General features: G+C 51.0%; 13 protein-coding genes. 1 reads left to right on the top strand and 12 read right to left on the bottom strand.

What is annotated here, in order from left to right:
• Nucleotides 1–4: 4 nt before the first annotated feature.
• The 4 genes from BM030_RS06415 to rnhA form a co-directional block, all read right to left on the bottom strand.
• A complete protein-coding gene (locus tag BM030_RS06415; RefSeq protein WP_090972398.1) occupies nucleotides 5–784 on the bottom strand; it encodes a sensor histidine kinase in 780 nt (259 codons plus the stop codon).
• Between the two features lie 9 nt (nucleotides 785–793).
• Nucleotides 794–1,444, bottom strand: coding sequence for a hypothetical protein (locus BM030_RS06420; protein ID WP_090972400.1), 651 nt, complete (start codon nucleotides 1,442–1,444; stop codon nucleotides 794–796).
• 36 nt (nucleotides 1,445–1,480) lie between these two features.
• Entirely contained in the window at nucleotides 1,481–1,981 is a 501-nt protein-coding gene (locus BM030_RS06425) for a hypothetical protein (RefSeq protein ID WP_090972402.1), read from the bottom strand.
• A gap of 80 nt (nucleotides 1,982–2,061) precedes the next feature.
• The gene (gene rnhA, locus BM030_RS06430; RefSeq protein ID WP_090972404.1) at nucleotides 2,062–2,517 is read right to left on the bottom strand and encodes a ribonuclease HI; all 456 of its coding nucleotides are present in this window, start codon (nucleotides 2,515–2,517) and stop codon (nucleotides 2,062–2,064) included.
• Nucleotides 2,518–2,587: 70 nt separating this feature from the next.
• On the opposite strand from rnhA, the gene BM030_RS06435 reads away from it, so the two are divergent.
• Complete coding sequence (locus BM030_RS06435; RefSeq protein ID WP_090972696.1) at nucleotides 2,588–3,289, top strand: SIR2 family NAD-dependent protein deacylase; 702 nt, start codon at nucleotides 2,588–2,590, stop codon at nucleotides 3,287–3,289.
• A 7-nt stretch (nucleotides 3,290–3,296) separates the two neighbouring features.
• Here the strand turns inward: BM030_RS06435 and BM030_RS06440 are convergent, their stop codons facing one another.
• The 8 genes from BM030_RS06440 to BM030_RS06475 all read right to left on the bottom strand — a co-directional run bounded on the left by BM030_RS06440 (nucleotide 3,297) and on the right by BM030_RS06475 (nucleotide 11,522).
• Nucleotides 3,297–3,545 carry a hypothetical protein gene (locus tag BM030_RS06440; RefSeq protein WP_090972406.1) on the bottom strand — a complete coding sequence of 83 codons (249 nt, stop codon included), beginning with the start codon at nucleotides 3,543–3,545 and terminating at the stop codon, nucleotides 3,297–3,299.
• 13 nt (nucleotides 3,546–3,558) lie between these two features.
• On the bottom strand, nucleotides 3,559–4,890 hold the full coding sequence (gene gdhA / locus BM030_RS06445; protein ID WP_090972408.1) for an NADP-specific glutamate dehydrogenase: 1,332 nt from the start codon (nucleotides 4,888–4,890) through the stop codon (nucleotides 3,559–3,561).
• 234 nt (nucleotides 4,891–5,124) lie between these two features.
• Nucleotides 5,125–6,372 (bottom strand): sulfate adenylyltransferase subunit 1, encoded by a 1,248-nt coding sequence (locus tag BM030_RS06450; protein WP_090972410.1) that lies wholly within the window; start codon nucleotides 6,370–6,372, stop codon nucleotides 5,125–5,127.
• A gap of 34 nt (nucleotides 6,373–6,406) precedes the next feature.
• A complete protein-coding gene (gene cysD, locus BM030_RS06455) occupies nucleotides 6,407–7,297 on the bottom strand; it encodes a sulfate adenylyltransferase subunit CysD (RefSeq protein WP_090972413.1) in 891 nt (296 codons plus the stop codon).
• Between the two features lie 42 nt (nucleotides 7,298–7,339).
• Nucleotides 7,340–8,044: a phosphoadenylyl-sulfate reductase gene (locus BM030_RS06460; protein ID WP_090972416.1), complete on the bottom strand. Its 705-nt coding sequence runs from the start codon at nucleotides 8,042–8,044 to the stop codon at nucleotides 7,340–7,342.
• Nucleotides 8,041–8,640 carry a precorrin-2 dehydrogenase/sirohydrochlorin ferrochelatase family protein gene (locus BM030_RS06465; protein ID WP_090972419.1) on the bottom strand — a complete coding sequence of 200 codons (600 nt, stop codon included), beginning with the start codon at nucleotides 8,638–8,640 and terminating at the stop codon, nucleotides 8,041–8,043. Before BM030_RS06465 ends, BM030_RS06460 begins: the two co-directional genes overlap by 4 nt.
• The gene (cobA, locus tag BM030_RS06470) at nucleotides 8,637–9,407 is read right to left on the bottom strand and encodes a uroporphyrinogen-III C-methyltransferase (RefSeq protein ID WP_244518725.1); all 771 of its coding nucleotides are present in this window, start codon (nucleotides 9,405–9,407) and stop codon (nucleotides 8,637–8,639) included. Before cobA ends, BM030_RS06465 begins: the two co-directional genes overlap by 4 nt.
• A 6-nt stretch (nucleotides 9,408–9,413) precedes the next feature.
• Nucleotides 9,414–11,522: a HEPN domain-containing protein gene (locus BM030_RS06475; RefSeq protein ID WP_090972424.1), complete on the bottom strand. Its 2,109-nt coding sequence runs from the start codon at nucleotides 11,520–11,522 to the stop codon at nucleotides 9,414–9,416.
• Nucleotides 11,523–11,804 lie beyond the last annotated feature (282 nt).

The raw sequence follows: 11,804 nt of genomic DNA on the forward strand, positions 1-11,804 counted from the left end.
TTTGCTATTCCTGTGGAATGCGGAGTGTGATACTGGTTCCAAGGCCGGGGGAAGAGGCTATCCGGATATCACCCCCGATAAGTTTAGCCCGATCATGGAGATTGACAAGCCCTGTTCCCCGATATCCATGCTCCGGATCAAAGCCCAAACCGTCATCGGCAATGGACAGTATACAGCTCCCATTTTCAGTGGCTAACTTAACAAATATCTGGTTAGCTTCCGCATGTTTCAGGATATTGTTTATACATTCCTGAAATATCCGGATGATCATCAGCCGTCTTTGGCTATCTGCCGGTTCGCAAAATCCTTCGTGTGCAAAGGAGATTTTCATCGTCCCTGCTTTCTGTACCTTGGCAAGCTCCTGCGCGATGAAATCCCGGAGCGTATAGCGGTCCACACGATTGATGTTCAGGGTGTGCGCCAGCGACCGGATATCGCGGATTGCCTGATCAATCAAAAGCGTGACATCGGTCTTTTGCTGAAGTTGCGGACGGGAGAGGTATAGCTTGATCAATGAAAGCACCTGGCCCACATTGTCGTGGAGCTCTTGCCCCACGTACTTTAGGGTTTCTTCCCGGATTTCCACTTTTGCTTTTAATACGGAACGCTCATACTGCGCCATCAATTGCTGTTGTTCTCTGATGTGCCGGATTTTTCTCCGCTGGTAAAAAATGACCATCACGAACATGAAAACCCCGATCAATGCCAGCATTAAACTGCCGAACAAGATAGCTATTACAATCTCGTTGCCTGAGGTTTCCATGGATTGAGCTGTTCCTGTCATTCTTTTCGGTTACGGATCGTCGGCCGGTTTGTGAAGCAGGATCCCCACAATATACATCGTGTACAATACGAATGCAAATATACGCATCATCACCGATCCGAAGTAGGTATTATTCAGCACGAAATAGTTCCAGAAAATTGTCGTAAGCGTACTGCTCAGGTAAAAGAAAAAAACAGCCGTAACTATCCAGAATGACGCATTGCGGACAGGATTTGTTTTGTGCCCGTCGTCTGATGTAATGACCCCATGGAAATACAGCAGGCTGAACAAAACCAGCGAAACAGCCATGGCCGTGCGTGAATATGTCATGAAGAACGTAAATCCCTGTATAAAAAACAGGTTGACGAAGTAAAATAAAAGGTTCAGCACCGTGACGATGGCAACGATGTTGCCCTTAGCACGGTGCTGCACGAGGCTATGGAACAGGAAGCCAAAGTACAAAATATTGATTGGGAGGGATAAATTAAATATAAAATGATTGGAAGCATGTTCAGTAAGGATAAACGAGTAGACGGATGCCACTAATTGATAGCCGAACTGGAACAGCAGAAAATAAGGAAACATCCGGAGTGCCGGATTCTCCAGTTGTTTCCTCCGGTAAAAACCTATTCCAGAGCCGATGAGCATCAACCCCAACAATACCACAGTCGCAGCGTTCATGGATCCCTTTGCTTGAAATTCAATACGTGCGGGCCGTTATAATCGCTGGCCGGGCGGGGAGGGGGGCGGACACAGGTCCACGTCATCCGCGGGTAACCCGGCTTGGGACGGTGCGATTGGCAGTACAACGGTGCCGATCTTTCCGTCGGAGGCATGTGCGGCCGGTTGGGCGCCCGGGATGTTCAGGCAATCCACGCTGTTTTCCATGGTCGGATTATCGGGATCACCAGACTTCGTAGCCACCATTACCACCGTATGCGCCTTCTTGTATTCCTGCTTTTTCAGTTCAAATCCCGGATAGTCGTCTGCAATGGCATAATAGAACCGGATGCCGTCTGCATCGTTGAGGCTCATGAGCTCCAGTAAAGCCGCTTTGCTTACCCAGAATGAACGGGGCTCCTCAACCTTTTTACCCAGTTCCCTGCTTCGCTGCGCTGCCGCGGGTTCCCGCCGCTGCTTATCGTAAGCATTGACCATTTGCTGCGCCAGTTCCACGGGGATCAGGGTCAGCTTGCTTTTCTTTCCGTTTTTTTCCATCGTGTAAGGTATTAATGATTAGTTGTTGCCGCTAACATCGGAAAAACGGTTGGATTGGACAATACACCAAAATAGGTATTTTACAGACCGGATTCAAACGCCACATCTGCCTTCCACGCTGCGGCGTTCTGCGATGCCTGCACCGCCAAGCGATCGCAGCGCTCGTTTTCCGGATGCCCTGCATGGCCCTTTACCCATACGAAACGTACTTTGTGAATCCGGTAAACCTGAAGAAAACGCATCCATAGATCCGGGTTTTTCTTGCCCGCAAATCCTTTTTTTACCCAGCCATGCAGCCACCCCTTCTCCACGGCATCAATAACATACTTAGAGTCGGAATAGACAATAACTTCCTGGCCGGGCTTCTTGATCGCCTCCAGCCCCTTGATGACGGCCAATAGTTCCATGCGGTTATTGGTGGTTTTACGGAACCCTTCGGACAGTTCCTTGTAATGCGGCCCCGACCGTAGGATAACCCCATAGCCGCCCGGGCCAGGGTTGCCGCTTGACGCCCCATCGGTATACAGTTCGATCATGGGCAACAAAGGTAGCCATTCGGGCTGGAATCCCTCGTTAAATTCATCGGAAATTGCTTATTTTGTGCAAATGAAGCATATCGTTGTATTTACAGGAGCCGGCATATCAGCGGAAAGCGGGCTGAAGACGTTCCGCGGCGATGATGGGCTATGGGAGGGATACCGGGTAACGGATGTGGCCACACCGCAGGCATGGGCGCGCAACCCCGGATTAGTGCAACAGTTTTACAATGAACGCCGGAAAGCCGTGCTGGAAGCGCAGCCCAATCCGGCGCACCGTGCCCTGGTAACACTTGAGGAAAAGTACAACGTCTCCATCATCACGCAAAATATCGATGATTTACACGAGCGGGCGGGGTCCGGTTCGGTGTTGCACCTGCATGGGCTGATTACCCAATCGCGGTCAACCGTGAACCCTAACCTGACTTACCCCGTTAAGGGATATGAAATCCACATGGGCGAGCGCTGCGAACTGGGCAGCCAGCTCCGTCCGCATGTCGTATGGTTCGGAGAAGCGGTTCCGGCGATGGGGGAGGCCATACCGATCTGCCGCCGGGCCGATATCTTTATCATTATCGGAACGTCCCTGCAAGTTTATCCGGCAGCCGGATTGTTAGATGAAGTGCCGGCGACCGCCGTCAAATATTTCGTGGATCCAGCCGCTTCACAACTGGCCGGGAATACCGATGTAATCTGCATTGACGATAAGGCCAGCGTGGCGGTGCCCCGGATAACAGCCCAACTGATGGCCGCGTTTCCCGACCCGCGCTGAGAACTATCTAATATTCATGCCGTTTATACGCATCGTTGAACGCCCGGCGCATTTCGGTGAACTGAGCCGAAACCGATTGGCTGAACACCTCGTCTATCAGTTGAAACACCCCGTTAACGCCGTCCGTGACATCAATTTCCGGTATTTTGTAAACCTGTTCCAGCGTACCTTGTTCAAATTTGATGATGAATTTCTGGTTCATGGAAAACACCGTGATTTTAAAATCAGGGTGGGGGAGTTCGGCAATCGTTCTCATGGCTTATCGTTCATTATACGAGTCCTTGCGCTTTCATTGCGGCGGCCACTTTCACGAATCCGCCGATATTGGCGCCTTTCAGGTAATTGATGGCACCGTGTTTATCCTTCCCATAATGGACACAGGTATCATGGATGTCGTGCATGATCTTTTTGAGCCGGTTTTCCACCTTTTCGGCAGTCCATTGCTGACCGATCCGGTTCTGTGACATTTCAAGTCCGGATACAGCTACACCGCCAGCATTGGCCGCTTTGCCGGGAGCATAAAGTATACCCGATTTCAGGATGGTTTTGACGGCTTGCTCGGTGCAGGGCATATTGGCGCCTTCGGCGATGCATATGCAGCCATTTTCGAGCAACATGCCGGCGTCGTGTTCGTCAAGTTCATTTTGCGTGGCGCACGGAAGGGCAATATCACATGCAAACCGCCAGGGCTTTTGCCCGGGATGATACTCAGCGTCATAGCGTTTGGGGTATTCCCCGAAATTCCGGTTCAGCGAATTCACATAATCCAGTTTTTCCAGGGAGAACCCGTTTTTATCGTATATGGTGCCCTCGCTATTAGAAACCGTAATTACCTTGGCTCCGAGAGCAATTGCTTTTAACGCGGCATAATAGGCAACATTGCCCGCTCCGGAAATCGCCACCGTTTTCCCTTTCAGCACACCTCCGGTTTCATAAAGCATACGCTCAACGAAATAAAGCAAACCGAATCCGGTCGCCTCGGGCCGCATAAAGCTTCCGCTCCAAGCAGTTCCTTTGCCCGTAAGCACCCCGGTAAAGTTGTTCTGCAACCGCTTATACTGGCCGAACATATAGCCGATTTCGCGTTCACCCACACCAATATCCCCGGCCGGAACATCGGTTTCCGAACCAACATGGCGGCATAGCTCTGCCATGAAGCTTTGACAGAAACGCATGATCTCGTTATCCGATTTGCCTTTGGGATTGAAATCCGCTCCGCCCTTGGCACTTCCCAGGGGCAAGCCAGTCAGACTATTCTTGAACGTCTGTTCAAAAGCAAGGAATTTCAGGATACTTAAATTGACTGTCGGCGAAAACCGCAAACCACCTTTATATGGGCCAAGCGCACTGTTCATCTGCACCCTGTAGCCGCGGTTGACGTGTATTGCATTGCTGTCGTCCTGCCAGACCACACGGAACGATATGGTCCGTTCCGGTTCAATCATGCGTTCGAGCAATCGCTGGCGGACCAATTCCGGAGCATGCGCTTCAAGGTAAGGGATAACGTCCTCCGCGACCTCGCGCACCGCTTGGAGAAATTCAGGTTGATGGGGATTTGTTTCCGAAACGTAATGAATAAAAGACGTTAAATAACTTGACATGGAAATTTAATATAGTGTTTATCAAGTCGGTAAAATTAAAAAGAAAACGCGGATTCTTTGAAAAAATGTCAAAATCTGCCCCAGATAAACGCATAATTCTTATTTTTAACCCGCATTGGCACGCAGCTCCATTGCGTTGACTTCCATCTCCCCATAATTGACGTTATGTTAAATAATAAAAACGGCAGCCCTCGCCTGAATTGCGGCTGCCGTATTGGTATGTATAAGATGGGGTTACTCGGATTGGGTAATCATCAGCGCGGCAACGGTCAGGTTATTGCGCGCATCGATTAAGATGGCGCCGCCGTTAGCTTTGTTTGCCACGTAAGAATCAATGGCCAGCGGGTCGGCCGATTTGAACTGGACTTTACCGATATCATTCAACCCGAAATCGCCGCCCGGCGATTTTTCCAGCGTTTGCATGTCAACGCGGTAAACCACGTCCTGTATTTTCACCTTGGCCACTTTGCCATGGTGCTGCAATAGGTATACCTGGCCGGTATCAAGCGGGCGTGTATCCATCCAGCAGATTTCCGCTTCGAACTGTTGCGACACAGCCGGCTGTTCATTTTGCTTGACCAGAATATCGCCCCGGCTGATATCGATATCGTCCTTCAGGTGAATAACCACGGATGCGCCGTCCTCGGCAACATCCAGCGTTTGCGCGGCCAACTCTATGCGTTCGATAACGCTGCTGAACCCCGAGGGCAGCACAACTACCGGATCCCCTACCCGGAATTCGCCACCGACGACGCGGCCTGCATACCCCCGATAGTCATGAAGTTCGTCTGTCTGCGGCCTGATGACCCATTGCACGGGAAACCGGGCCTGCGCGGTTTCCCTCGCTTTGCTGACAGTAACCGTCTCCAAGAACCCAAGCAGTGGTTTCCCTGTATACCACGGCATGTTTGCCGACGGGTTAACGATGTTATCACCCTTTAAAGCACTGACAGGGATATAGTCGACTTGGCGGATATTCAGGCTTTCTGTAAGCCGCTCGTAGTCTTCTTTCACCTTATCGAACACCGCCCAGTCATAATCGACCATGTCCATCTTGTTCACGCAGACCAAGACATTGGGAATAGCCAGCAACGATACGATGAATGAGTGCCTGCGCGTCTGTTCTACAACCCCCTTCCGGGCATCGATCAGGATGATGGCCAGGTCGGAATTGGAAGCACCGGTAACCATGTTGCGGGTATATTGGATATGTCCGGGCGCGTCCGCAATAATGAATTTGCGCGCTTCAGTTTGGAAGTATTTGTATGCTACATCGATGGTGATACCTTGTTCCCGCTCGGCTTTCAGCCCATCGGTCAGTATCGCCAAATCCAGCGTACCGTCGTTATTCTTGCGGTTGGCGCGTTGTATGGCCTCTAATTGGTCGTCCAGCACCGAATTCGTGTCATATAACAGCCTCCCGATAAGGGTACTTTTCCCGTCGTCCACACTGCCCGCTGTGATGAATTTGAGTATATCCATTACTATCAGATTATCGTTCGTCTTTTCTTTGTTATTAAAAATATCCGCTCTTTTTGCGGTCTTCCATGGCGGCTTCAGATACTTTATCGTCCATCCTTGCACCGCGTTCGCTAATCTTGGATAAGCGAATTTCTTCGATGATATCATCGATATGGTAGGCCTCCGAGGGTACAGCTGCGGTGCAGGTCATGTCTCCTACCGTACGGAAGCGTACTTTCCGGTATTCGATTACATCTTCGTGATCGATATTCAGGAACTCCGCTGCCGCCATCAGCTGGCCATTGCGGGTAATGACATCCCGTTCGTGTGAGAAATAGATGGACGGAAGTTTAATGTTCTCCCTGCGGATGTAGTTCCAGACATCCAGTTCTGTCCAATTGCTGATGGGAAATACACGTACGTTCTCCCCTTTCTGGATTCGGCCGTTGTAGATGTTCCATAATTCAGGCCGTTGCCGTTTCGGATCCCATTGGCCAAACTCATCGCGCACCGAAAAGATCCGTTCTTTGGCTCGTGCTTTTTCCTCATCCCTCCGCGCGCCGCCGATACAGGCATCAAACCCGTGCTCGGCAATCGTGTCGAGAAGGGTAACAGTCTGCAATGCGTTACGGCTTGCGTTTTTTCCCTTTTGTTCCACCACTTTGCCGGCGTCTATGCTATCCTGTACGTATCCTACGATCAACCTTTCGCCCAGCCGGGCCACAAGCTCGTCACGGAACGCGATGGTTTCCGGAAAATTATGCCCGGTATCGATGTGTACCAGGGGAAAGGGAAATTTACCCGGCCGGAATGCCTTTTCAGCCAGGTGGACCAACGTAATGGAATCCTTTCCTCCGGAAAACAGCAACGCAGGCTTTTCGAACTGCCCGGCCACTTCACGCAGAATGTATATAGCCTCTGCCTCTAAATGGTCTAAATAATCCATGTTTGTTGTCTGTATTATAATAATGTGTTCAATCTTACCGCACTATGACGCCGCATGTAGCCCGCATTCTTTCTTGCTTTGGTCTTCCCACCACCAGCGCCCGGCCCGGAAGTCCTCCCCTTCCCTGACCGCCCGTGTGCACGGTGCGCAGCCGATACTCGGAAATCCTTTGTCATGCAACGGATTATACGGAATGTGGTTCGCCTTTGCATACGACCATACCTGATCCAATGTCCAATCGTATATGGGATGAAACTTGGCGAGCTGGTTGCCGGCATCCCATTCCACCTGCGACATGCCCTGCCTGTTGTCTGACTGTTCTGCCCGGATGCCGGTTATCCAGCATACTGCGCCTGCCAATGCCCGCCGGAGCGGTTCTATTTTACGGATACGGCAGCATTCTTTCCGGTTTTCAACGGATTCATAGAAGCTCGACGGACCTTTTTGGCTAATGAGCCGTTGTACGGCTTGAGTGTCGGGAAAATAGGCCTCAATGTCTTTTCCATAGGTTTCCAGCGTACGGTTCCACACGTAATACGTTTCGGGGAACAGGCGGCCGGTTTCCAGCGTAAATACCCGTATGGGCAGGTCGTTGCTGAAAATAAAATGGCTAATCACCTGATCTTCTATCCCGAAGCTTGTGGAAAACACGATCTCACCGGGAAACCGGTCGGCCAGTATCGTCAGTGCTTCCGTCACCGGTTTGCCTTCTGCCAATTGTTTTATCTCATCCAGCAATATGTTCATGCGTCCTCCTTTGATGCTATAAGCGAAGCGGTATGTGCATTCAGCTGTTTCACTTTATCGGTGAAATCTCCTTTCAGCAAATCCCGCAACTGGCTCATGTAGGTTAAAGTTTCGTCAATCTCCTCCGGCAGCGCGTCATTCAGCAGTTCCTTTATCCGCTTGGCGATGGTGGGTGATTTGCCGTTGGTGGATATCCCCAATTTAAGGTTCCCTTTCTTGACCACAGATCCCAGGTAGAAATCACAGAGTTCCGGTTTGTCCGCCACGTTGAGCAGCAAATGCCGTCTGCGGCACGCCTGGCGGATGCGGTTATTCAAGGCCGGGTTATTTGAGGCCACCACCACCAGGTCCACGTTGTCCAAATCATGTTCGTCAAAAGCGCGTTCGTATAACCTTACCCCGGGAAAATCTTTGGTAAATGTGCGGACGCCTTCGCTTATCTGCTTGGCGACCACCGTGACGGAAGCATACGGACTATTTCCCAGTAACGCCGTGAGTTTTTCAAGCGCTACATGGCTACCGCCTACCAGAAGCGTATGCAACTGGTTCAATTGCAGAAAGACAGGAAACAATTCGTTGCTGGCTGCCGTTGTCATACCGCTATGCTGTTATGTTGCTGTACGGCAAAATGCTCATGCTTAGCCACCACGTCGCCGATAATGATTACCGCCGGAGCCGCAATTTGCAGTTGCTTTACCCGCGCCGATATGGTGTCCATGGTACCGAGCGCCACTTTTTCGTCTGGGAGTGATCCGTTTTGCACCACGGCCACGGGCAGACCGCCCTTTCCCTCGCGCTGGTAAATTCCGGTGATTTCGGCGAGCTTATTGAGCCCCATTAAAACGACGACTGTGGCGTTCGTTTTGGCTGCGGCATACAGGTCGTCGGAAACGACACCCGCCGTGGTTGCACCGGTGATAACCCAGAAACTCTCACTTATTCCTCGGTATGTCAGCGGGATTCCCTGCAATCCGGCCAAAGCAATGGCGCTGGAGACGCCGGGGATGGCCGCGGCAGGGATATGGTGCTTGGCTGCGAAATCAAGTTCCTCCCCTCCCCGTCCAAACACAAACGGGTCGCCGCCCTTAAGGCGTACAACATGGCCATGGGACCGCGCATACGCTACCATCATCTCGTTGATCTGCTGCTGGCTATATGCATGGTGGTTAGCCCGCTTCCCTACAAACACATGGACGGCCTCCTTGGGCGTGTATTCCAGTAACGCCTCATTAACCAGCGCATCATAAAGCACCACATCGGCGGTTGCCAACGCCTTCAACCCCTTAAGGCTTATGAGGTCGGCATCGCCCGGCCCTGCTCCCACCAACGTTATTTTTGGATAACGGTTCATTCGTTCAATCATTAGTTATTATGCGCTGACCGTGTCACTGGATTCCCTTTTGGCAAGTGACGCTCCGTAAAATGCCGTGGCAGCAGCCAGGTATTCTTTTGCAAAGGATTCCGACGGCTCGTGCTTATTGATTTCCAGCACCTGCGCACCAAAGCTGCCCGCGAAGGGAAACTCTCCCGTTTCAACGAAATGCGTGTCAAAATCTTTGATGATGGCGTGCTGTGAACTGCTGTGGACGCCCTTATCGAGCAGCAACGCCTTTGCGGCGCTGACAAATACGCTGTATGCATGATAAATGGCATCCGCATAAGCCCCGGCGTTGAAGCTTTCGTTGGCCCACCCGAGTTTTTCCTCCGCTTCAAACAACAACGTGGCAACCAAATCAATCACCACACCTGCACATTCGCCCACGCCAATTGCGGTCTGGAAAGTTTCTTCATGGCCCCAATCCACGAACTCATCATCCGTTAAGGTAGTGAGATCGGCCAGGGGTTTCAGCAACCGGTAGAAATAATCTTTTGTCTGCCTGTCGTAATACTGGTGGAACAGCTCGCCCTCATGCGCATTCGCTGCATAATCGTCCAACAGGAGGCGCAATACATCCGTCACTCTTTTGGAGGGCACTTTTACAACCCTATCTGCGGCACGCCCGATGCCATCGCCAAGGGTACCGCCCCCAAGCATCACCTGGGCAGCCGGCACCACTTTACCTGCCGCTTTCAACGAACTGCCATGCAGCCCGATATGAGCCAGCCCATGCTGGCCGCAGGAGTTCATGCAGCCGCTGATTTTAATCTTCAGCTCCCGGTTATACACCAGATCTGCATACTCATCGTAAATCAATTTTTCAAGCACCCGGGCCATTTCCGTGCTATTTGAAATGCCCAGGTTACACGTATCCGTACCGGGGCAGGTCGTCACATCGGCTACGCTGTCGAATCCCGGGGCTGCCAGCCCGAGTTCGTCCAATACCGCATAGATATGCGGCAGGGATTCCTTGCGGACAAATTTAAATAAGAAGCCTTGGTTTTGCGTGATGCGGATTTCGTCAGCAATGTGTCCCCGCAAACCGTCAACCAACTTCCTGGCCTTCCAGGTAGGCAGGTCGCCGGTAGACACCTTTACGTATACGATGTAGAACCCAGCTTGCTTCTGTGGTGACACATTTGTTTTTTCCCATAATTCATAAGCTACTGGATTTTCAATTGTTACCGATGGCACCTGAACCGTTTCCGGAGGTTCGGGCTGGGGTACCGTATCGCGATCAATCACAAATGACTTCACCTTGTTGGCCGTACGTTCCTCGTCTATCAGACGCAACACCTCTTCCAGTCCTATTTTTTGAATCAAAAACTTAAACCGTGCCTTGTTGCGATTGTTACGTTCGCCGTAACGGTCGAATACCCGGATAACGCTTTCTGAATAGGGAATCAGTTGGTCTTCCGGCAGAAACTCATGCACCACATGCGCAATCATCGGCTGGGCGCCCAGTCCGCCCCCGAGCATCACCTTAAAACCACGCTGCTCTACGCCATTCACCGTCCGGATTTTCGGGATAAATCCTAAATCGTGTGCATAGGTAAAAGCCGTATCCCGCACACTGGAGGAAAATGCGAACTTAAACTTGCGTCCCATTTCCTGGCAAATCGGATTGCGGAGAAAATAAGCGAACAACGCATGCGCGTATGGCGACACATCAAAGGGTTCTTCCGGATCGATGCCTGCCGTGGGCGAGGCCGTAACATTGCGCACGGTGTTTCCGCAGGCTTCCCGCAGGGTTATATCATCCTGCGCCAGTTTAGCCCACAATTCAGGCGTCTTATCAAGACTCACATAATGGATTTGAATGTCCTGGCGGGTGGTCAGGTGTAGATTGCGGCTCGCATATTCGTCTGAAATATCAGCAATGCGCAGCAATTGTTTAAACGTTACTTTGCCGAAGGGCAATTTAATCCGCACCATCTGAACCCCCGGCTGCCGCTGGCCATAAACGCCGCGGGCAAGCCGCAGGCTGCGGAACTTTTCATCGGCAATTTTGCCTTCATGAAACGCCCGGATCTTGCGTTCGAGTTCGATGATTTCTTTTTCGACAACGGGATTTTCCAGTTCGGTCCTGAAACTTTGCATGGATGTTGTTTAGCTTTATGTATAATAAAAAACCTCCCTAAATCAATTAGCGGAGGCTGTCTTCTACTTATGCAGCGGACACGGTGTGTAACAGCCTCCCTTTAAACAAGGGCCATACAACAGGGCACCGGCATAATCGTTTGTTCCATAAGGCAAATATACGTAATGTATATAGAAATAGTAGAATAAATTTTTCAATTTAATCCATACGTCATCATAAACGATTTATAATGAACATATTACGATATGTATTTGAACGCTTTTAAAAGTCTGTTGCCTGCC

Origin of the sequence: Parapedobacter composti, assembly GCF_900112315.1 — a bacterium.
Classification (GTDB): Bacteria; Bacteroidota; Bacteroidia; order Sphingobacteriales; family Sphingobacteriaceae; genus Parapedobacter; species Parapedobacter composti.